Annotated in this window: 19 protein-coding genes; 7 read left to right on the forward strand and 12 right to left on the reverse strand. The window is 73.5% G+C overall.

Annotation, left to right across the window (positions count from 1 at the left end; translation table 11 throughout):
• Positions 1-4: 4 nt before the first annotated feature.
• Both ACIBQZ_RS14245 and ACIBQZ_RS14250 read right to left on the reverse strand, forming a co-directional pair.
• Positions 5-856 carry a 3-hydroxyacyl-CoA dehydrogenase family protein gene (locus ACIBQZ_RS14245; RefSeq protein WP_396089008.1) on the reverse strand — a complete coding sequence of 284 codons (852 nt, stop codon included), beginning with the start codon at positions 854-856 and terminating at the stop codon, positions 5-7.
• Positions 853-2,037, reverse strand: coding sequence for a hypothetical protein (locus ACIBQZ_RS14250; RefSeq protein WP_396089009.1), 1,185 nt, complete (start codon positions 2,035-2,037; stop codon positions 853-855). The genes ACIBQZ_RS14245 and ACIBQZ_RS14250 overlap by 4 nt, the downstream gene beginning before the upstream one ends.
• A 100-nt stretch (positions 2,038-2,137) precedes the next feature.
• Between ACIBQZ_RS14250 and ACIBQZ_RS14255 the strand changes: the two genes are divergently transcribed.
• Positions 2,138-3,208: an alpha-hydroxy acid oxidase gene (locus ACIBQZ_RS14255; RefSeq protein WP_396089010.1), complete on the forward strand. Its 1,071-nt coding sequence runs from the start codon at positions 2,138-2,140 to the stop codon at positions 3,206-3,208.
• Here the strand turns inward: ACIBQZ_RS14255 and ACIBQZ_RS14260 are convergent.
• The gene (locus ACIBQZ_RS14260; protein WP_396089011.1) at positions 3,195-3,587 is read right to left on the reverse strand and encodes an ArsR/SmtB family transcription factor; all 393 of its coding nucleotides are present in this window, start codon (positions 3,585-3,587) and stop codon (positions 3,195-3,197) included. The genes ACIBQZ_RS14255 and ACIBQZ_RS14260 overlap by 14 nt on opposite strands.
• A gap of 72 nt (positions 3,588-3,659) precedes the next feature.
• Here ACIBQZ_RS14260 and arsM point away from each other — a divergent pair, with 72 nt between their 5' ends.
• The gene (gene arsM / locus ACIBQZ_RS14265) at positions 3,660-4,409 is read left to right on the forward strand and encodes an arsenite methyltransferase (RefSeq protein ID WP_396089012.1); all 750 of its coding nucleotides are present in this window, start codon (positions 3,660-3,662) and stop codon (positions 4,407-4,409) included.
• 1,364 nt (positions 4,410-5,773) lie between these two features.
• On the opposite strand, the gene ACIBQZ_RS14270 is transcribed toward arsM, so the two are convergent.
• Entirely contained in the window at positions 5,774-6,349 is a 576-nt protein-coding gene (locus tag ACIBQZ_RS14270; protein WP_396089013.1) for a hypothetical protein, read from the reverse strand.
• The gene (locus tag ACIBQZ_RS14275; protein WP_396089014.1) at positions 6,331-6,675 is read right to left on the reverse strand and encodes a PadR family transcriptional regulator; all 345 of its coding nucleotides are present in this window, start codon (positions 6,673-6,675) and stop codon (positions 6,331-6,333) included. The genes ACIBQZ_RS14270 and ACIBQZ_RS14275 overlap by 19 nt, the downstream gene beginning before the upstream one ends.
• Positions 6,676-6,750: 75 nt before the next feature.
• Between ACIBQZ_RS14275 and ACIBQZ_RS14280 the strand changes: the two genes are divergently transcribed.
• Positions 6,751-7,731, forward strand: a complete 981-nt coding sequence (locus ACIBQZ_RS14280; RefSeq protein ID WP_396089015.1) for an ATP-binding cassette domain-containing protein — start codon at positions 6,751-6,753, stop codon at positions 7,729-7,731.
• A complete protein-coding gene (locus ACIBQZ_RS14285; protein WP_396089016.1) occupies positions 7,728-8,513 on the forward strand; it encodes an ABC transporter permease in 786 nt (261 codons plus the stop codon). The genes ACIBQZ_RS14280 and ACIBQZ_RS14285 overlap by 4 nt, the downstream gene beginning before the upstream one ends.
• A gap of 136 nt (positions 8,514-8,649) precedes the next feature.
• Here the strand turns inward: ACIBQZ_RS14285 and ACIBQZ_RS14290 are convergent, their stop codons facing one another.
• From ACIBQZ_RS14290 to larE, 4 genes are all read right to left on the reverse strand, one after another.
• Positions 8,650-10,074 (reverse strand): glycoside-pentoside-hexuronide (GPH):cation symporter, encoded by a 1,425-nt coding sequence (locus ACIBQZ_RS14290; RefSeq protein WP_396089017.1) that lies wholly within the window; start codon positions 10,072-10,074, stop codon positions 8,650-8,652.
• Positions 10,075-10,135: 61 nt separating this feature from the next.
• Complete coding sequence (larC, locus tag ACIBQZ_RS14295) at positions 10,136-11,362, reverse strand: nickel pincer cofactor biosynthesis protein LarC (protein ID WP_396089018.1); 1,227 nt, start codon at positions 11,360-11,362, stop codon at positions 10,136-10,138.
• Positions 11,359-12,039: a nickel pincer cofactor biosynthesis protein LarB gene (gene larB / locus ACIBQZ_RS14300; protein ID WP_396089019.1), complete on the reverse strand. Its 681-nt coding sequence runs from the start codon at positions 12,037-12,039 to the stop codon at positions 11,359-11,361. Before larB ends, larC begins: the two co-directional genes overlap by 4 nt.
• Entirely contained in the window at positions 12,032-12,853 is an 822-nt protein-coding gene (larE, locus tag ACIBQZ_RS14305) for an ATP-dependent sacrificial sulfur transferase LarE (RefSeq protein ID WP_396089020.1), read from the reverse strand. The genes larB and larE overlap by 8 nt, the downstream gene beginning before the upstream one ends.
• A gap of 105 nt (positions 12,854-12,958) precedes the next feature.
• Between larE and ACIBQZ_RS14310 the strand changes: the two genes are divergently transcribed.
• A complete protein-coding gene (locus tag ACIBQZ_RS14310; RefSeq protein WP_396089021.1) occupies positions 12,959-14,059 on the forward strand; it encodes a LacI family DNA-binding transcriptional regulator in 1,101 nt (366 codons plus the stop codon).
• Here ACIBQZ_RS14310 and ACIBQZ_RS14315 read toward each other — a convergent pair.
• The gene (locus tag ACIBQZ_RS14315; RefSeq protein WP_396089022.1) at positions 13,960-15,207 is read right to left on the reverse strand and encodes a lactate racemase domain-containing protein; all 1,248 of its coding nucleotides are present in this window, start codon (positions 15,205-15,207) and stop codon (positions 13,960-13,962) included. The two genes, ACIBQZ_RS14310 and ACIBQZ_RS14315, sit on opposite strands and share 100 nt — an antisense overlap.
• A gap of 97 nt (positions 15,208-15,304) precedes the next feature.
• Between ACIBQZ_RS14315 and uxaC the strand changes: the two genes are divergently transcribed.
• On the forward strand, positions 15,305-16,726 hold the full coding sequence (gene uxaC / locus ACIBQZ_RS14320; protein WP_396089023.1) for a glucuronate isomerase: 1,422 nt from the start codon (positions 15,305-15,307) through the stop codon (positions 16,724-16,726).
• Entirely contained in the window at positions 16,723-18,057 is a 1,335-nt protein-coding gene (locus tag ACIBQZ_RS14325; RefSeq protein WP_396089024.1) for a mannitol dehydrogenase family protein, read from the forward strand. The genes uxaC and ACIBQZ_RS14325 overlap by 4 nt, the downstream gene beginning before the upstream one ends.
• Positions 18,058-18,059: 2 nt before the next feature.
• On the opposite strand, the gene uidB is transcribed toward ACIBQZ_RS14325, so the two are convergent.
• Both uidB and uidA read right to left on the reverse strand, forming a co-directional pair.
• Positions 18,060-19,448, reverse strand: a complete 1,389-nt coding sequence (uidB, locus tag ACIBQZ_RS14330; RefSeq protein WP_396089025.1) for a glucuronide transporter — start codon at positions 19,446-19,448, stop codon at positions 18,060-18,062.
• Between the two features lie 4 nt (positions 19,449-19,452).
• On the reverse strand, positions 19,453-21,228 hold the full coding sequence (uidA, locus tag ACIBQZ_RS14335; RefSeq protein ID WP_396089026.1) for a beta-glucuronidase: 1,776 nt from the start codon (positions 21,226-21,228) through the stop codon (positions 19,453-19,455).
• Positions 21,229-21,283 lie beyond the last annotated feature (55 nt).

Consider the following 21,283-nt stretch of genomic DNA (forward strand, 5'->3'; position numbering starts at 1 on the left):
CCCGCTAGTCGCCGTACTCGAAGAAGCCCTGGCCTGTCTTGCGGCCCAGCCGGCCGGCGTCGACCATCTGCCGCAGCAGCGGGCAGGGCCGGAACTTGCTGTCCGCGTAGCTCTCGGTGAGCACGTCGAGGGTGCGGAGCACGGTGTCCAGCCCGATCAGGTCGGCGGTCGCCAGCGGGCCCATCTTGTGCGCGAAGCACTGCACGAAGATCTCGTCGACGTCGGCCGGGGACGCGACGTTCTCGTGCACGACGAACACCGCCTCGTTGATGGTCAGCATGAGCACCCGGCTGGACACGAAGCCGGGCCGGTCCCGCACCACGATCGCCCGCTTGCCCAGCCGGTCCAGCAAGGACCGGGCCGCCCGCACTGTCTCCTCGCTGGTCTGCCGGCCCCGGACGACCTCGACCACCGGCTTGCGGTGCACCGGGTTCATGAAGTGCATCCCGATCACCCGGTCCGGCCGCGCGGTCAGCGCGGCCAGCCGGCCGATCGGTACGGCCGAGGTGTTGGCCGCCAGGATGCACTCCGCCCGGCAGGTCCGGTCGAGCACCGGATAGACGGCCTCCTTCACCGACCAGTCCTCCGTGCTGTTCTCCACCACCAGCTCGGCGTCCCGCAGCCGGTCGTAGTCGGTGGTGAAGGTGATCCGGGCCAGGATCTCCGGGTGGCCCTCCCGGCGGGCCGCGGCGTCGAAGAGGGCGGCGAGCCGCAGGCCCCGCCCGATGTCGCGGCGGGCCCGGTCCAGGATGTCGCCGGCGACGTCGACCAGCACCACCCGGTGCCCGGTCTGCGCCAGCGTCTGCGCCACGCCCACGCCGATCGTGCCCGCGCCGACCACACCGATGTCCCTCACGGGCCCACCCTCAGGTCGTCGACGACCACCTGCTCGATCGCGGCCGCGCCGTCGAAGTCCAGCTCCCGGCGGCGGTCGGGGGCTGCTCCGGTACGCGGCGCGGCCAGCGCCTCGTCGACGAGCGCGGGCAGCTCGGCATAGTCCGTCGACACGGTGATGTCGACCCACCGCCGCAGGCTCGCGGTGTGCCGGTACTGCTCGTCGCGGTGGTCCGGGCGCTTCGGGAAGCAGACGATCCGCGCGTTGCCCTGCAGCGTCTCCAGCAGCGAGTTGTAGCCGCCCGAGGTGACCACCAGGTCCGCGCTCGCGTGCAGGTACGGCATCTCCCGGGTCTCCCGGTGCAGGCGCAGGTTGCCCTCGGTCAGCACGCTGCGGTGCGGGTCGGCCCAGGGCAGCCGGGACCGGGGGCCGAGGACCACGTCGAAGGTGACGTCGCGGCGGGCCCGGGCCAGCGTGCGGCACCGTTCGACCAGCTCCTCGCCCAGCTGGCCGCCGCCCGCCGAGGCCACCACCCAGGTGTCGCCCGCGGCGAGGCCACGGTCGTCGCGGGTCTGCTTGATCGCCTCCGGTGGGAGCCGCTCGGTGACGTATCCGGTGTGGACCGTCTTGCGGCGCACGCCGGGCGCGATGTTGTACTGCCGGGTGAAGTCGACAACCTTGCGGTCGCACGCGACGAGCACCCGGTGGTAGTGCGTGTGCAGGTACTCACCGGCCCGGCCGCCGAGGATGAGCCGGCGCAGGTCCTCGGTGCCGTTGAGCACGCCCCGGGTCACCAGGTACTTCCGGCACGGCGTGCGCGCGATGATCCCGGCCAGCTCGTCGTGCGCGCCGAGCGGCAGGTGGTCCACGAAGATCACGTCCGGCTGGAACGCCCGCACGACCCCGGCCAGGATGTGGCCGCGCAGCCGGGTCGCCTCCGCCACGTCGAGCGTCAGGAACGGGCGCCGGCCCCAGTATCCGGCCTTGGACTCCAGCAGACTTTCCCAGTTGGGCAGGTGGACGTACTCGCATTCCTCGGGCACGAACCAGGGCGCGGCGGCCCGCTGGCCGGTGACCACGAGGCAGGCGAAGCGGCCCTGGAGGCGGCGCGCCACACACGCGAGCCGCCGCAGATGACCCACGCCGATGCCACCGTCAAAAACGAAGAACAGAGCCCGCAGCGGTACGGAGTCGGCGACCACGGGAGACGCCTCCCCTCGGTGGGCATCCTCGGGCTCACTATAGAAACCGGTAACTCTGAAGGCAATCGTGGATACGCTCGGTGAGCCCAGGGAGGTGTCCATGGCTCCGGTGCGGATCGACGACTACCGGAAACTGGCCCGTGAGCGGCTGCCGGCGGGGATCGCCGACTACATCGACGGCGGGGCCGGGGACGAGATCACCGTGCGCGCCAACCGGCGGGACCTGGCCGCGATCCGGCTGCTGCCGTTGGCGCTGCGGGACGTCAGCACGCCGGACCTGTCGGTGGGCCTGCTCGGGCGGTCGTTCCCCGTACCGCTGGGGTTCGGCCCGACGGCGTTCCACCGGATGGTCCACGACGAGGGTGAGGTGGCGACGGCGCGGGCGGCGCGGGCGGCGGGCGTACCGATGGCGGTCAGTGCCATGTCGAGCATCGCGCTGGAGGAGATCGCCGAGCGTTCCGGCCACGGGGATCTCTGGTTGCAGACCTACATCTTCCGGGACCGGGCGCTGACCGAGCGGCTGGTGCGCCGGGCCGAGGAGGCCGGCTACCGGTGCGTGCTGGTGACGCTGGGCTGCCCGGTCCCCGGCAAGCGCGACCGGAACATCACCAACCGCTTCGTGCTGCCGCCGGGCGTGACGGCCGCCAACTTCGGGCGCAGCGCCGTGGTGGTGCACAACAACCCCGTCCACTCCGTCGCCGGCGCCGCGCTCGACCCGTCGGTGACCTGGCGCGACCTCGAGTGGCTGCGCGGCCGCACCGGGTTGCCGGTGCTGCTCAAGGGCGTGCTGAATCCGCTCGACGTGGCGCCCGCGCTCGACCTGGGCGTGGCCGGGATCGTGGTGTCCAACCACGGCGGCCGGCAGCTGGACACCACGATGTCGACGATCGCGATCCTGCCGGAGATCGCCGCTGCGGTGGCCGGCCGGGTCCCGGTGCTCGTGGACAGCGGCTTCCGCCGGGGCACCGACGTGCTCAAGGCGATCATGCTGGGCGCCGACGCCGTCCTGCTGGGCCGGCCGGTGCTGTGGGCCCTGGCAGCCGGCGGGGAACAGGGTGTGGCCGACGCGGCCGACCTGCTCGTCGAGGAGCTGCGCGTCGCGTTGCAGACGTGCGGTCTTGCCGGCCTGGCGGACGCCCGGCGTAACGCCGCCGCCGTCATCCGTCGCTGACCGGGCTCCGCGCCGGGAGCTGGGTGGGCAGCAGGCACCAGCCGAGCTCCAGCAGGGCGGGCACGCAGGGGTCGACGATCCGGTAGTAGATGCTGTTCCCGGCCCGCCGGGTGGCCAGGATGCGCTGGTCCGCCAGGCGCTGGAGCTGGTTGGACACCGCCTGCTGGCTCATCCCCAGCTCGGTGGCCAGGTCGCCGACCCGGACCTCGCCGCGGCGGGCCAGCGCGTGCAGCAGCCGCAGCCGGGTGTCGTTGGCCAGCACCTTGAACAGGGCCGCGATGCCGGCCGCCTGCTCGGCGTCGAGCTGCGGCCGGTCGGTCAGCGGGGGCGCGCAGGTGAGCTGATCGAGAACCGGCAGCGTGGGTCGGTCACTGGTCATCGGTCCGCCTCTACCACTTTACAACTGGTCCGTGTAATAGTTGTTGTATCAGTACCGACGTCGGGAGGAACGATGACCACCGATCACATCCTTGAGCAGGTCCGCGACCATTATGCCGCCGCGGCGCGGGCCGTTCCCGCGAGCGACTGCTGCGCGACGGCGACATGCTGCGACGGTACCGCCGCGACGCCGGAAGCGTTCGGCTCCGGCCTCTACGACGCCGCCGACCGTGCCGGGCTGCCGGCCGCGGCCGCCGCGGCGAGCCTGGGCTGCGGCAACCCGACCGCCGTGGCCGACCTGCACCCCGGCGAGACCGTGCTGGACCTGGGCTCCGGCGGCGGGATCGACGTGCTGCTCTCGGCCCGCCGGGTCGGGCCCACCGGCCGGGCGTACGGCCTCGACATGACCCCGGAGATGCTCGAGCTGGCCCGGCGCAACGCCGCCGGGGTGCCCAACGTGGAGTTCGTCCAGGGCCGCATCGAGGACATCCCGCTGCCCCCGGCGAGCATCGACGTGGTGATCTCCAACTGCGTGATCAACCTGTCGGTGGACAAGCCGGCGGTGTTCGCGTCCATGAACCGCGTGCTGCGGCCCGGCGGCCGGATCGGGGTGTCCGACATCGTGGCCGACGACCGGCTCACGGCTGCGGAGCGGGCCGAGCGGGGCGGCTGGGCGGGCTGCATCGCGGGCGCGCTGTCGACGGGGGAGTACCGGGCGGGCCTGGCGGCGGCCGGCTTCACCGACATCGCCATCACGCCCACCCACACGGTGGCCGACGGGATGTCCTCGGCGATCATCCGCGCGACCAAGCCGACCGCCTGACCGCCGTGCCGGTCCGGTGAGGGCGCGCCGTGGCTGCCCCTGGCGGTCGATGCGTTCCGGGATCCTGGCGTTCGCCATTCGAATCTTCTTCTTGGGTGGTTGGTGGACGCTCCGCAATAGCCCAGCTGAGTGATCCGGCCAACCTGACAAAACGGGAATTCGGCGCCAGAAGTCCCGACAGCGTCCCCACCGCGGGCGCTTGACAGCGAGACGTCGGGCAGCCAAGAAGAGGACTCATTTCTGGATCACGGTCCTCCTTGATCCAGCCCGTTGCCGGGTTCGTCCGGTATGCGGGATTGGCGGTCGTGGAGGTTGAGGGGTCATCTCAGGAGGAAAGGGGTGCGAGTGGTGGACCTTGTTGCGGTGCGGTGTGGCTGGAGAGTCTTTTGCATGGCTGTTGTGATGATCGATCGCCATCCCCCGGACGGGCGACACGCTTCTGCCGCGCCGAAACGGCCGCGCCAAGCATTGCCGGAGGCCTGCCCACCGCCGAACCCGCGGCACTGGCCCACATATTGAGCAGGATTCTCACATCGCAGGAATCCTAAGGTAACAAAGGGCGTAAAAGTCACGAAGCGAGCAGCGAATTGTCGATCTTGTGGACTTAAGGTTCGGAGCTCACCCCACATCAACAAGATCGAAATCTTGCGCGTCGGTGGCGGTCGGCGCGCGGCCCACGTCACTCCGGCGGGCTATTGCCATCGCCCGATACACCAACCACGCAAAAGACTCTGGAACGTTTTAGCTCATCAAGATCTGCGGGGAGGCTGTCGCTGAGGCTGCGACGGCGATGAAATGACGAAAGTCGACCGGGATGGGGTGGCGGATACCGCGTTGTCGCCGTTCGCGGCCGGGTCCTGGGGTAGGCCTGGTCGGCGCGATGAGCATGGCGGGCTTCTGGCGGGGTCGCCCCGGCGTGCCGGGGCGCACCCGGATCGCGTCCGGCGCAGTGGACAGGCGCGGGTTGTCGCCGGCTTGACCAGCCGTGAGCAGCGCCGACAGGGGCTGGGCGCGGCCATCGACCGCGAGATGGATCTTGGTGGTGCCGCTGCGGGGGCGACCCGGCGCCTCACCGCCCTGCGCCGCCACGCCGATGCCGCGGGTGGTGCTGGCGGCGCTGGGTCTCGTAGGGCGATGCCGCGGGTAGTGCCCTGCGCCGCCACGGCGATGCCGCGGGGTGGTGCTCGCGGCGCTGGGTCTCGTAGGGCGATGCCGCGGGTGGTGCTCGCGGCGCTGGGTCTCGTCGGGCGATGCCGCGGGTAGTGCTGGCGGCGCTGGGTCTCGTCGGGTGAGGCTGTGGGTGGTGCTGGCGGCGCTGGGTCTCGTCGGGTGAGGCCGCGGGGATCGCTTGCGGCGTCCGGTGGCTATCGGGTGAGGGCCGCGGGTAGTGCTCGCAGGGTCAGGGCGATGCGTGCCAGGCTGGCCGGCGCCGCCGCGAGCAGCAGGCCCGCCGTGGTCGGTGCGAGCAGCAGGGCCGTGAGCAGCATCGTCGTGTCCAGGGCGATCAGGCCGCAGCCGCCGGCCGCGCCGAGGCGGGTGCGGCGGTAGTTGTGCCGGCTGGTCGCCGCCGCGGTCAGGGTGGCCACCACGGCCAGCAGCGTCGCCGCGAACAGTGCCGCCGCGGGGGCGGGCACCGGCCAGGACCGGGCGTCCGAGGTGAGCAGGGCGGCGCCCCAGCAGGCGCCCACGAGCGGGCCGGTGGCCAGCAGCATCCGGGCGGTGCGCCGGCCCGGTGACTCCGCCACGAACGCCTCGGTGATCTGGTCGGGGGTGCCGAACTCGGCGATCGCGGCGTGCGCGGCCGCGGCCGGCGCCAGGCCCGCGGCGACGTGCCGCTGCCAGGTCTCGGTCAGGCCGTCGGCGAGCTCGTCGACCGGGCCGGCCGGCAGCCGGCGGGCCAGGGCCGCGACGTGGGCGTCGATCAGCTGGTGGCCGGCCATGGCCCGGGCTCCAGCAGGGCGGTCATCGCGGTGGCGAACTCGTGCCAGTTGCCGCGGTCGGCGTGCAGGCGCCGCTCGCCCGCGGCGGTGATCCGGTACGTGCGCCGGCGCCGGCCGTCGACCGCGGACCACGACCCGCTGATCAGGCCGGCGTCCTCGAGCCGGTGCAGGGCCGGATAGATGGTGCCGGTGGGCAGGTCGAAGCGGCCGCCGCTGCCCTCGCGCAGGGCCTCCTTGACCGCATACCCGTGCCGGGGCCCGCCGGCCAGGGCGGCCAGGAGCAGCACGTCCAGGTGTCCTTTGAGCTCCTGCGCACCGGCCTTCATGAGGCGCAGTCTAGCCCTCCGATAAGTAGCTATGCTACTGTCCGCCCCATAGGTAGTTTACCTAGTCATAGGCGGGTGGTCGCGGTGGGCGCACAGCCGGCAATCGACGCGTACGGGCTGGTCAAGCGCTTCGGCACGGTGACCGCACTGGCCGGTGTGGACCTGCGGGTGCCCGCCGGTGAGGTGCTCGCCCTGCTCGGCCCCAACGGCGCCGGCAAGACCACGGCGGTCCGGATCCTGACCACCCTGCTGCCGCCGGACGCCGGCCACGCCCGGATCACGGGGCTGGACGTGGTCCGCCAGGCGCCCGCGGTGCGCCGGGTGATCGGGCTCTCCGGGCAGTACGCCGCGGTTGACGCGTACCTGACGGGGCGGGAGAACCTCACCATGATCGCCCGGCTCTCCGGCCTGCGCCGGGCCGCCGCCCGGCGGCGGGCCGGCGAGCTGCTGGAGCTGTTCGACCTGCAGGGCGCGGCGGACCGGACGGTGCGCGGCTACTCCGGCGGGATGCGCCGCCGGCTGGACCTGGCGGCCGGGCTGGTCGCGCGGCCGGCGGTGCTGTTCCTGGACGAGCCCACGACCGGCCTGGACCCGCGCGGGCGGCTCGGCCTGTGGCGGCTGATCGGCGGCCTGACCGCGGCCGGCACCAGCGTGCTGCTGAGCACCCAGTATCTGGAGGAGGCCGACCAGCTGGCCGATCGGATCGTGGTGCTCGACCGCGGGCGGGTGCTCGCCACCGGCACCTCCGACGAGCTCAAGGCCCGGGTCGGCGGCGACCGCCTCGAACTGCGGGCCCGGCCGGGCGACGATCCGGGGCCGCTGGCGGCGGCGATGGCCGGGCTGGGCGCCGCGGCGCCCAGCGTGGATCCGGGCACCGGGCTGGTGGTGCTGCCGGTCAGCGACGGGCCGGGCATCCTGCCCGAGGTCGCCGCCCGCCTCGCCGCGTCCGGGCTGCGGATCTCCGACCTGACGCTGCGCCGGCCCAGCCTGGACGACGTGTTCCTCGCGCTGACCGGCGAGCCGGCCCTGACCGTCCCCTCAGGAGGGCAGCGATGACCGCCGTGGACCTGCCGGGGCGGCTGCTGGCCGACACTGCCACCGTGACCGGCCGGAACCTGCGCCGGCTGGTGCGGGTGCCGACGCTGATCGCGTTCGCCACGGCGCAACCTGTGCTGTTCGTGCTGCTGTTCACGTACGCCTGGGGCGGTGCGGTGCACCCGCCCGGCGTGGACCGCTACATCGACTACGCGCTGCCCGGGATCTGGGTCCTGGCGATCGCGTTCGGCGCGTCGCAGACCGGCGTCGCGATCGCCGACGACCTGACCACCGGCATGATCGACCGGTTCCGCGCGCTGCCGACGGCCCGCGCCGCGGTGCTGGCCGGCCGGGTCACGGCGGACGCCCTGCGCAACGTGTTCGTGCTGGCGCTGATGACCGGGGTGGCGCACGCGATCGGCTTCCGGTTCCACGCCGGCCCGGCGGCGGCCCTCGCGGCGGTGGGCCTGGCCCTCGCCGTCGGCGTCGCGTTCTCGTGGACCTTCGCCCTGCTCGGCCTGGTGGTCCGGGACGCCGAGTCGGCCGGGATCGGCGGCCTGCTGGCGGTCATCCCGCTGATCTTCACAAGCTCGACGTTCGTCCCGATCGCGACGTTCCCGGGCTGGCTGGAGGCGTTCGCGACGGTCAACCCGGTGACGGTGTGGGTCGACGCGCTGCGGGCGCTGTGCCTGGGCGGCCCGACCGCCGGGGCGGCGGGGGCGGCGCTGGTCTGGCTCGGTGGGGTGCTCGCGATCGTGGTGCCGGCGGCGGTGATCCGCTACCGGCGGGCCTCGGCGGGCTGAGCCGGTCGTCGCGCCGGCGCCGGGCGGAACGTCGTCGTGCCGGCACCGGGCGGAACGCCCGGAGCGGGCAAGGAACGGGCGAGGCGGTGCCGGCGCGCTGAGCGCCGGCACCGACTGCTGCCGCTGTTCGGGGATCTCATGCCGTTGCGGGGACCGGGATGCGGCTGATCGTCGGCGTTTCGAGGAGGGCCAGCTTGCGGGCGTCGGTTTCCGCGACCATGGCGCTGTAGCGCTCCTCCGTCAGCGGATAGCGGATGAAGACCAGCATCGCCAGGACAGCCGCCGCCGCCGGGATCAGGCCCAGGGACGCCTTGATCGCGATGATGGCCGTCTCCGGTTGTGCCGCGGCCGGGCCGAGGGTGCTGACGTAGCCGCCGAGGGCCAGGGCGAAGGCGCCCAGGGCGCCGCCGATCGACTGGGTGATCTTGCGGGTGAAGGAGAAGATGGCGTACGTGGCGCCCTCGGTGCGGCGGCCCGTCTGCCATTCGCCGTATTCCACGGTGTCGGCCTCGAGGGCGAACATCAGGGTGTTGATCAGCTGGACGCCGAAGCCCTTGACGGCGACGAAGAGCAGGGCGAGCAGCGGCAGGCTGCCCGGGGTGAAGAACAGGGCCACGCCGCCCGCGACGGTGAACAGGCCGCAGTACTGGTAGAGGTTCTTCTTGCCGAAGCGGGCGACCAGCCGGGGGATGAACGGCGCGGTGGCGAACTGGACCACGACCGTCACCAGCGTCATCCAGATGATGTAGCGGGCGTCGCCCAGCACGTAGATCGCGTAGTAGGCGGTGGCGCCGCCGACGGCGAACAGGCCGATCAGGTAGAAGAAGCTCGATCCACACAGGATGCCGAGCGGCTTGTTGGTGCGCAGCGTGCCGAACGTCTCGCGGATGGAGACCCGCGGCTGGACCCGGACGACCACCTCACGGCACCACTTGTAGGTGAGGAAGTACAGGGCGGCGCCGACGCCGACGAACAGGATCGTCGTGGTGAGGAAGACCGACTGGAGCTGCTCCGCGCGTACCGCTGCCGACAGGGTCTTGTCCCGGGTGATGGACTGGATCTGCGGGGCGATGATGAACGTCAGCAGCAGGCCGGCCGAGGCCGCGCCGAGGCCGCGGGCCGTGGCCAGCTTGGCCCGTTCCCGGGAGAGCTGGGTCATGGCGCTGGCCAGCGAGCCGTAGGGCACGTTCACCAGGGAGTAGACCAGGCCGAGCACGGCGTAGGTCAGGTACGCGTAGAGCAGCTGCGCGCCGCCGGACCAGCCCTTCGGCACGGCGAACGTCAGCACGCTCAGGACCAGCAGCGGTACGGCGCCGAGCAGGATGAACGGCCGGAACTTGCCCATCCGGGTCATCGTGCGGTCGACGACGCGGCCCGCGAACAGGTCGGCGAACGCGTCCCACAGCCGCACGACCAGGAACATGGCGCCGACCGCGGCGGCCGGCAGGCCCACCACATCGGTGTAGTAGAGCAGCAGGAACGCGGTGCCGAGAGTGAAGGCGAGGTTGTTCGCGGCGTCGCCCGCGCCATAGCCGATGATCGATCTGACCGAAAGTCTCATGACGCTGAGAATCCGGCCCGGCATCGAGGGGCGGCAATCACTTGCCACCTGTTGCCCTGGGTCAGGCGGGGCGGGCGTGCGCAGGCAGCGTGGTGCCCACGGTGAGCCCGGCTGCTGCTGCGGCGGCTGCGGCCTCGGCGAGCACCTGCCGTTCGGGGCGGCCGAGCCGTGCGGCCAGCGCGGCGACGTCGGTGAACTCCGGCATCACCTGCACGATGACGCCGTGGTCGTGGCCCACCTTCACCGCGACGGTGCCACCGGCCACCTCGACGTCGACGAACGCCCGGGGCAGCGCGTACTTGCGCAGCTCGCTCTCGCGGACGCCGAGCGTGCTGGTGTCCCGGAAGATCCGCTCCCGCAGCGTCCCGGCGGTGCCGGGGTGGCACAGCACGCTGAGGATGTGCGCCGGGCGGCCCTTCTTCATGGTGATCGGCACCAGCCAGGCGTCGGACGCGCCGGACCGGAGCAGGCCGGCGAGGATCTCCGGCCACAGCCGCGGGTCCAGGTCGTCGATGTTGGCCTCGAGCAGCACCGCCGGCTCGGCGGGAGGGCCGGGTGCCCGTGCGGCGGTGCCCAGGACGACGCGCACCACGTTGGCCCGTTCCGGGGTGTCCCGGCCGCCGGCGCCGACCCCGGTCCGCTCGACCCGCATCGGCGGCAGGTCCTCGTCGCGGGCGGCGAGCGCGCGGATCACCGCCATCCCGGTCGGCGTGGCCAGCTCGCCGGTGCCCCCGGCGCGGACCCGCCAGCCCCGGGCCAGTTGCGCCACCGCGGGCACCGGCACCGGCAGGTCGCCGTGCGCGGTGCGCACCCGGCCGGCGCCGACCGCGACCTCGCCCGCGCTGAGCGTGGCGACGCCGAGCTGCTCCAGCGCCGCGCAGACCCCGACGACGTCCGCGATGGAGTCCCACGCGCCCACCTCGTGGAAGTGCACGTCGTCCGCCGGGATGCCGTGCACGTGCGCCTCGGCGTCGGCCAGCCGGGCGAAGACCGCGGTGGCCCGGTCGCGGATCCGGTCCGCCAGGGCGGCGCCGGCCAGGAGATCGCGGATGGTGACCCAGGTACGCCGGGACGCGTCGGTGACCAGCGGTTCGACGCGTACCCGCACCGCCCGCAGGCCGGCGCGGGTGACCGGGGCCGAGGAGAGCCGGACGGCGCCCGGCACGACCGCGTCCACGGCGGACTGGAGCGCCGGCAGCTCCGCGCCCGCGTCGACCAGGGCCCCGAGCAGCATGTCGCCGGCGACGCCCGCGGACGCGTCGAGCCAGGCGTGCCGGTGGCCCGTCACGCGTCACCGGCCGGCGCCGGGGCGGCGATCTGGGCGGCGAGGTGCCCGGCGCCGTACCCGTTGTCGATGTTGACCACGGCGACCCCCGGCGCGCAGGCGTTCAGCATGGCCAGCAGCGGCGCCAGACCGCCGAAGGCGGCGCCGTACCCCACCGAGGTGGGCAGCGCGACCACCGGCACGGCCACCAGGCCGGCGACCACGCTGGGCAGGGCGCCGTCCATGCCGGCCGCGACCACGACCACCCGGGCCCGGCGCAGGTCGTCGAGGCGGGCCAGCACCCGGTGCAGGCCGGCCACCCCCACGTCGACGATCAGCTCGGTGCGGCGGCCCAGGTAGCGCGCCGTCTGCAGGGCCTCGCGGGCGACCGGCAGGTCGGAGGTGCCGGCCGCGACCACGACCACCAGCCCGCCGGCCGGTTCCGGCGGCCGGGGCGGCCAGGCCAGCAGCGCCGCGTCGGCGTCGTGGTGTGCGTCCGGGAGCTCGTGCAGCACCGCCGCGGCGTGCTCGGGGCCGGCCCGGGTGAACAGCGTGACGAGGTCGGGCCGGGCGCGCACGGCGGCGGCGATGGCGCCGACCTGCCCGGGTGACTTGCCCGCGCAGTACACCGCCTCGGGGTAGCCGCGGCGCGCGGTCCGGCCCAGGTCGAGCTCGGCGAAGCCGGCCACGTCGTCAGGCACGGGCGGCCCGGACGAGCGGCAGGGTGAACGCGCCCGACTGCACCCCGGCCAGGTCGACGGTGGCGAACCGGAAGCCCGCCGCCAGCACGGCGTCGCGGATCGCGCCGCGCAGGGGCTCGGCGACGGCCCGCGGCAGGTCCGCCGGCGGCAGCTCGATCCGGGCGATCTCGCCGTGGTGGCGCACCCGCAGGTCGGCGAAGCCCAGCCGGCGCAGGGCGGCCTCGGCCCGTTCGATCTGCCGGAGCTTGTCCGGGGTGACGTCGGCGAAGTGCGGGATCCGCGAGGCCAGGCAGGGCGCGGCGGGCTTGTCGGCACACGGCAGGTCCAGGGCGCGTGCGACGGCGCGGACCGCGGCCTTGTCGAGGCCGGCCTCCGCCAGCGGTCGCAGCACCCGGTGGGCGACGGCGGCCCGCGCGCCGGGACGGTCCGGGCGGCGGGCGTCGTCGGCGTTCTCCCCGTACGCGACCGCGTCCAGCCGGTGCGCGGTGACGACCTCGTCGGTGATCCGGGTGAACAGCTCGTCCTTGCAGTGGAAACACCGGTCCGGCCCGTTCGCCCGGTACGCCGCCCGGTCGCCCTCGTGGGTGGCCACCTCCACCACCGCCACGCCGATGTGCCGGGCCACCTGGTGTGCGGCGGCCCGCTCGTCGTCGGCGAGGCTCGGCGATACCCCCAGGATCGCGATCACCCGGTCGGCGCCGAGCGCCCGGGCGGCCAGCGCCAGCAGCACCGAGGAGTCGACCCCGCCGGAGAAGGCAACGCCGAGCCGGCCGATGCCGGCGAGCCGGTCCGTCACGCCTGCCGTGTCGATCATGGCTGTCCCCTCGTCGCGTCCCGGGCATCCCGCCGGGAGCGGTTGCCGGAAGTGGTGCCGGTCACTAGCGTCGGTGTGGATCGCCCTCGGAGCCGGAGGTGCGCTGTGGCGGAAGCCGGGCCGGGCCGGCCGCACCGGTCGCCGACGATCGACGACGTCGCCCGGGCGGCGGGGGTCGCGACGTCCACCGTATCCCGCGCGTTCTCCCGGCCGGGGCGGGTCAGCTTCGAGACCAGCGAGCGCATCCACCGGATCGCCGCCGAGCTGGGATACCGCAGCACGTCGCTGGCCCGGGCGCTGCCGACCGCGCGCACCTCGATGATCGCGCTGGCCATCTCGGACATCACCAACCCGTTCTACAACGAAATCATCCGGGGCGCCCAGACGGCCGCCTCCGAGGCCGGCTACACCATCCTGCTGGCCGACACCCAGGAGTCCGGCACGCACGAGCGGACCGCCCTGGACCGGGCGGTGTCGGCGGTCGAGGGCATCGTGCTGGCCACCACCCGGATGCCCGACTCGGCGATCCGGATGACCGCGAAGCAGCGGCCGGTGATCGTGCTCAACCGGGCCGTCAACGACGTACCGTGTGTCGTCACCGACATCCCCCGCGGGATGCGCCGCGCGGTCGAGCACCTGGCCGAGCTGGGCCACCAGCGGATCACCTACCTGGCCGGGCCGGAGGCGTCCTGGTCCGACGGCATGCGGTGGCGGTCGCTGCGCGAGTCGGCGCTGGAGCTGGAGCTCCAGACCCGGCGGATCGGGCCGTTCCCGCCGACCGTCGCGGGCGGCGCCCGGGCGGCGGTGGAGTTCGCCGCCAACCCGACCACGGCCGTGATCGCCTACAACGACCTGGTGGCGATCGGGGCGATCCGGGCGCTGACGGCGCTCGGGGCGAGCGTCCCGCGCGACGTGAGCGTGGTCGGCTTCGACAACATCTTCGCCGCGGAGCTGGTCACGCCGCCGCTGACCACCGTGGCCGCGCCGCTGCTGGCGATGGGCCGCACCGCGGTGGGCAACCTGCTGGCGATCGTGCGGGGCGCCCGGCCGCATTCGCAGGCGCCGGTGAGCCTGCCGTGCCGGCTGGTCGTCCGCGCCTCGACCGCTCAGCGCAGGCGGTACAGGACCTCCCCGGCCTGGGCCACCACCAGCGTGTCCTCCTCGGCGGCCAGCAGGTCCAGGTCGACCGAGGACGGGTCGAGGTAGTCCAGGTTCGCCGCCCGCACCACGTCCTCCGGGATGCCGGTGGCCAGCGTCACCGTGACCCGGCCGCGCTCGCCCTGCTCGGGGTCGTACGTGCCGGCGCCGCGCAGATGGGTGGAGTGCGCGAGCACGCCCCAGTGGTGGTGCGAGAAGCGGTCCCACTGCTTCAGGAAGTAGTCGCGGCAGTGGTAGCCGATCTGCTCGATCTCCGGGTGCATCGCCGAGATCCGGGTGATGTGCGGGGCGTACACGATGACCTGGCCGCCGTCGGCCACCACCGGCTCGACCTTGTAGAAGCCCTTGGCGCCGGTCCACATGTCGTCGTACTTGACCGGGACCACGGACACCACCCGGCGGGCCGGGGCGTCGAGGTAGCGCACGTGGGTCTGCGCGGACACGTCGGCGCACGCGGCCCAGGCCGCCTCGGGCGGACCGAACGACGCGGCGTGCAGCTCGCCGGTGCCCGACCGGACCACCAGGCACAGCGCCAGGCGCCGGCTGGGGATCAGCGACGCGGCCTGGTCGATCAGCGCCCGCACCGGGGTGATCCCGCGGGTGCCGATGATGTCGGCGCTTGTGATCAGGGCGCCCAGCCAGTGCGAGAAGTCGATGATCTCCTGGCCCGCGACGCCCGGGAAGAAGTACTTGTTGCCGCCGGAGAAGCCGACCACCTCGTGCGGGAAGACCGGGCCGACCACCAGGCAGACGTCGTGCTCGACCACGGCCCGGTTGAGCGCCACCCGGACCGGCTGCCTCAGCCGCCCCTCGGACAGCTCGGCGACCCGGTCCGCGTTGATGTCGCCCAGCGTCACGAGCGTCTCGGGCTTCCACCACTCGTGGTTGAGCACGGTGCAGCCGGCGTACGGCCCGCCCAGGTGCAGGCGCAGCTGCGCCTCGGTCATCTCGGCGTGGGTGCCGAGCGCCACCAGCACGGTGACCCGGGTGGCCCGCCCGTCGAGGGCCTCGTGCACCGCGGCCAGCAGCAGCGGCAGCGGGCAGCTGCGGGTGGCGTCGGGCACGATCACGCAGACGCTGCGGCCGTCGAGCTCCGCCCCCGCCAGGCAACGGAGCACGAACTCGCGGACCTGCGCGTCGTCGAGGATCTCGCCGGGGCCGCCGATGCGGTCCGCGCCCACCACGGTGTTGTTCATACCTGCACCCTGCGCCGGGAGCGGGGCGGGCGCAAGCAGCCACGGCAAGACATGGCAACCGATTGCCGCCGGGGCCGGCCGGGACGAGGCTGGAGCCATGGCGACCGAGAACGCACCTCTCACCCTGCACCCCGACCGGTTGTTGCCCGCCGACCCGGGCGTGCGCCCGGTCGCCCGGCGGCTCTACGCCGCGGTCCGTGACCTGCCGATCGTGTCGCCGCACGGGCACGTGGACCCGCGGGTCCTGCTGGACGACGAGCCGTTCGCCGACCCGGCGAGCCTGCTGATCCAGCCCGACCACTACGTCACCCGGCTGCTGCACGCCGGCGGTGTGTCCCTGGACGCGCTCGGCGTCGGCGCGGGCCCGCTGCCCGAGGACCGGGCGCGGGCCGCCTGGCGGCTGCTCTGCGAGAACTGGCAGCTGCTGCGCGGCACCCCGGTACGGTTCTGGTTCGAGACCGAGCTGGCCGAGATCTTCGGGGTCACCCGGCGGCCCAGCGCGGCCACCGCCGACGCCCTCTACGACCAGGTCGCCGCCGCGCTGGCGGAGCCCGGCCACCGGCCCCGGGCCCTGCTCGAGCGGTTCGGCATCAGCTTCCTGGCCACCACCGACGACCCCGCCGACGACCTGGCGGCGCACGCCGCGCTGGCGGCCGACCCGGCGGTCACCACCCGGGTCGCGCCCACCTTCCGCCCGGACCGGTACCTGGAGCCGGCCGCGCCGGGCTGGGCGGACGCCGTCAAGCGCCTCGGCGCCATGGCCGACACCGACACCGGGCACTACGCCGGCTACCTCGCCGCGCTGGAGAACCGCCGCCGGTACTTCGTCGCGCACGGCGCCGTCTCGGCCGACCACGGTCACGCCGACGCGGTCGTGGCGCCGCTGGACCCGGCCGAGGCCGCCCGGCTCTACGGCCGCGCGCTCGCCGGGCAGATCACCGCGGCGGAGGCGACGGCGTTCCGGCGGCACATGATGCTCGAGATGGCCCGGATGTCCTGCGAGGACGGTCTGGTCATGACCGTGCACCCGGGGATCCACCGCAACCACCACCCGCCGACGCTGGCCCGCTACGGCCCCGACACCGGGCACGACATCCCGGTCGCGGTCGAGTACACCCGCGCCCTGCAACCCCTGCTGGAGCGTTACGGCACCCACCCGGACCTGCACCTGGTGCTGTTCACCGTGGACCCCGACGTGCTGGGCCGGGAGATCGCCCCGCTGGCCGGCTTCTACCCGTCGGTGTACGCCGGGGCGCCGTGGTGGTTCCTGGACAACCCGACGGCGATCCGGGCGTTCCAGGGCGCGGTCACCGAGATCGCCGGGCTGAGCCGGCTGTCCGGGTTCATCGACGACACCCGGGCCTTCTGCTCGATACCCGCCCGGCACGACATGTCGCGCCGGCTCGACGCCGGTTTCCTCGCCCGGCTGGTCGCCGAGCACCGCCTCGACGAGGACGAGGCGCACGACAGCCTGGCCGGCCTGGTCGCCGGCCAGCCCCGCAAGGTGTTCAAGCTGTGAGCGCCGCGCGGCTGACCCGCACCGCGGCGGCGCCGCCGGTGCGCATCGTGCACCTCGGGCTCGGCAACTTCTTCCGGGCCCACCAGGCCTGGTACACCGCCCACGCGCCGGACGCCGCGGACTGGGGCATCGCCGCCTTCACCGGCCGCTCGACCGCCCTCGCCGACGCGTTGACCGGCCAGGACGGCCTGTACACGCTGATCCGGCGGGCCGCCGACGGCGACGTCTGCGAGGTCATCGGCAGCGTCGTCGCCGCGCACCCCGGCGCCGACCTCGCGAGCTGGTACGACTACCTGACCCGGCCCGAGGTCCGCATCCTCACGCTGACCGTCACCGAGGCCGCGTACGTGCGCGGCCCGGACAGCCGGCTGGACGCGGACCTGGCGGCGCTGCGCTGCGATCCGCGGGCGGCCGTGGCGACCGTGCCGGCCCGCCTGGTCGCCGGCCTGGCCGCGCGGCGGACGGCGGGCGCCGGCCCGCTCACGATCATGTCCTGCGACAACCTGCCCGACAACGGGGGCGTCACCGCCGGCGTGGTGACCGACTTCGCCACCCGGCTCGACCCGGACCTGGCCGGCTGGATCCGCGCCACCGTCTCCTTCGTCACCACGATGGTCGACCGGATCACGCCCGCCACCACCGACGACGACGCCCGGGCGGTGGCCGGGCAGACCGGCCGCGCCGACGCGGCGCCGGTGGTCACCGAGCCGTACGCCGAGTGGGTGATCAGCGGGGACTTCCCCGGTGGGCGGCCGGCCTGGGACGCCGCCGGCGCGCGGTTCGTCGCCGACGTGACCCCGTACGAGCAGCGCAAGCTGTGGCTGCTCAACGGCGGGCACTCGCTGCTCGCGTACGCCGGCAGCGCGCGCGGGCACGAGACCGTCGCGCAGGCCGTGACGGACCCGGAGTGCCGGCGCCGGCTGGAGCAGTGGTGGGACGAGGCCGCCGGGCACCTTCCGCTGCCGGGGGAGGAGATCGCCGCGTACCGGGTGGCGCTGATCGAGCGGTGGTCGAACCCGCGGATCCAGCACCGGCTGGCGCAGATCGCCGCCGACGGCTCGCTGAAGCTGCCGGTCCGGATCCTGCCCGTGCTGCGCGCGGAGCGGGCCGCCGGCCGGATGCCCGCCGGGGCGGTCGGCGCCGTCGCGGCCTGGATCGCCCACCTGCGCGGCGCGGGCGCGCCGGTCCGGGACGCCGCCGCCGACGCCGTGCTGGCCGCGGCCGCCGGCTCACCGGCCGCGGCCTCCCGCCAGGTGCTGACGCTGCTCGACCCGGGCCTCGCCGCCGACCACGCCCTGATGGCGGAGCTGACGGACGTCCTCGGCGGGTGAGGTCACTGCTGCGCCAGGCGGCGGGCCTGGGTCTCCGCGACCATCGTGGTGAACGTCTGCTCGGTCAGCGGGTACCGGAAGAAGATCAGCATGCCGATCAGGATGAACACGACCGGGATGAGGCCGGAGGCGTACCGGATGGCGTTGAGCGCGGTCTCGTCCTGGACCGCCGCGCCGCCGGCGTAGCCGCCCAGGGCGATCGCGTACGCGGCGACCGCGCCGCCGACCGCCTGGCCGAGCTTGCGGGTGAAGGAGAACAGCGCGTACGTGATGCCCTCGGTGCGGACCCCGGTCTTCCACTCGCCGTACTCGACGGTGTCGGCCTCCAGCGCCCACATGAGCGTGTTGAGCCCGGCCGTGGAGACGCCCATGATCCCGAAGAACGTCATGGACACCCACGGCGTCGACGGCGGTGACACCGCGATGCCGACGCCGGCCAGCAGCCCGATGCCGCCGAAGGACAGGAACGCCGTCTTCTTGCCGATCGCCCGGACCAGCCGGGGCACCAGCGGCGCGACCACGAAGATCGCCCCGACGCTCAGCACGGTCAGCGCGGTGAGCAGGTTGGCGTTGCCCAGCACGTCCCGGGCGTAGTACACCTGCACGGTCTGCAGCGAGAACAGCGCGGTCAGGAACGCCAGCGAGGCCAGGCAGAGCATGATCAGCGGCTTGTTGCCCTTGAGGGTGGCGAAGCTCTGCCGGGCGCTGACCTGCTCGACGTCGCGCTGCACCGACTCGCGGGCGGTGGCGAACAGGAACAGGTACAGCGCGATGCCGGCCACCGCGAAGATCGCCGTGGTGATCATGAGCGAGCGCTGGAAGCCGTCCGGGTCGCCCTTGTACTGCTGGATCTGCGGCGAGACGACAAACGCCAGCATGATCGTGGTGAGCGCGGTGCCGATCATCCGGAAGCTGGCCAGCTTGGCGCGCTCGCCGGGCTGCTGGGTCATCGCCGCGGCCAGCGAGCCGTACGGGATGTTCACCAGGCTGTACGCCAGCCCGAGCAGCCCGTACGTCAGGTACGCGACCAGCAGCTTGGCGCCGCTGCCCGACACCTGCCCCGGCAGGGTGAACGTGGCGACGCTCAGCAGCAGCACCGGCGGGCCGGCGAAGAGGAAGAACGGGCGGAACTTGCCCCACCGGGTCATCGTCCGGTCGACGGTCCGGCCGGCGAAGATGTCCGCGAAGCCGTCCCAGAGCCGGATCACCAGGAACAGCGTGCCAGCGGCGGCCGCGCTGATCCCCACCACGTCGGTGTAGTAGATCAGCAGGAAGAACGACGTCATCGAGAACGCCAGGTTGTTCGCCGCGTCCCCCGCGGCGTAGCCCACGAACTGCAGCGGGCCGAGCTTGCGGGGGATCGCAGCGGGTACGGCAGTCGTGGCACTCATGGCGTCAGATGTCCTTCCGCCAGCGCCGCCGCAGCGCGTGCGCCGCGGCCTTGGGTTGCCGGTCGCGGGTGAAGACGCCCTTCTTGTTTCCGCCGACCCGCATCACCCCGGAGGTGGTGGCGAAGTCCGCGAAGTTCCAGACCTGCTCGCCGATGACCGCGTCGACCCGGTCGAAGACCTGGTGGTTCATGTCGAGGTAGGCGATCTGGTACTCCTCGCTCCACGGCTCCGCGCCGATGGAGTGCAGGCCGGGGTAGGTGTCCGCGCCGTACTCGGTGATGATGATCGGCTTGCCGTCGCCGGCCCAGCCGCGCAGCTCCTGTTCCCAGGCCTGCTCGGCGCCGGCCAGGTCGCCGGTGTGGGTGTACCAGCCGTAGTAGCGGTTGAGCATCAGCACGTCGGCGAACTGCGACACCCGGCACTTGCCGTGCGGCGCGAGCATCACGTTGACGAAGCCCACCGGCCGGCTCGGGTCCAGCTCCCGGGCCAGCGCGAACAGCGGCCGGAAGTAGGCCTCCGCGCCCTCGGTGTCGCTCTCCGGCTCGTTGGCGATCGACCACAGCACCACGCTCGGATGGTTCTTGTCCCGGTCGACCAGCTCCCGGATCGCCTGCGCGTGCACCTCGCGGCTGCTGTCGTTGACGGTGTCCGGGCTGAAGGTCCGATAGCCCTGGGCGCCGAAGATGCCGCCGCCGAGACCCATGTTGAGCCCGACCGCGGCGGTCTCGTCGATGAGCACGATGCCGCGCCGGTCCGCGTAGTCGAGGACCTCCTCGGAGTACGGGTAGTGCGAGGTCCGGAACGAGTTGGCGCCGATCCACTCCAGCAGCTCGAAGTCGTGCACCATCCACGCGTCGTTGTGGCCCTTGCCGATCACCGCCAGGTCCTCGTGCTTGCCGAAGCCGGTGAAGTAGAACGGCTCACCGTTGATCAGGAACCGGTTGCCGCTGACCTTGACCGTGCGGACGCCGACACTCTGGTGGTAGCTGTCCACGAGCTCGCCGCCGGCGGTGAGCCGCACCTCGAGGTCGTAGAGGTAGCCGTCGCCGGGCGCCCAGCGGTGCACGTTCGGCACCGTCAGCGTCCCGCTCGCCCCGCCGGCTTCGGCCACCGTCCGGCCGTCCGCGTCGCGCAGCACCACACTGGTCTCGGCGGCGCCGGCGGTGGCCGCGGTCGTGTAGCCGATCGTGCCGGTGGCGCCGTCCAGGCCGGTCACCACGGTGACGTCGGTCAGGTGCTCCGGGGCGGTCTGGTAGAGCCACACCGGGCGGTGCAGGCCGGCGTAGTTGAAGAAGTCGTGCCAGTACCGCTGCCGCGGGCCGGCCGGGGTCTGCTCGATGACGCCCGGGGGGATGGACTGGAAGCTCAGCGTGTTGTTGACCACGACGGTGACCCGGACCTGCTCGCCGGCGCTGACATGGGCGGTGATGTCCGCCGCGAACGGCGTGTAGCCGCCCTCGTGCGAGACCACCTCGGCGTCGCCGGCCCAGACGGTGGCCCGGTGGGTGGCCGATTCGAAGTGCAGCACGATCCGCCGGCCGTCCCAGCCGCGCGGCACCCGCACCACGGTCTGGTACCAGACGTCGCCGAAGTAGTCGCGGACCGCGGGGTCGGCGGCGATGTCGTTGAAGCTGGCCGGCACCGCCATCTCGCGGGCGTCGGCCAGCGGGCCGGCGAACCACCGGGCGGCGCGGCCCTCGCCGGCCGGGTCGAGGGCGAAGCGCCAGAGGCCGTCGAGGCGCTTGCGCTCACGAGTGGCGGTGTCCTGGGGTCGAAGCACGACGGTCCTCCATGGTCATGTGTTTCCGGGTTGTTACTCCATTGGGCGCGCTCCG

Source organism: Actinoplanes sp. NPDC049599, assembly GCF_044465625.1.
In the GTDB taxonomy this organism is placed as follows: domain Bacteria; phylum Actinomycetota; class Actinomycetes; order Mycobacteriales; family Micromonosporaceae; genus Actinoplanes.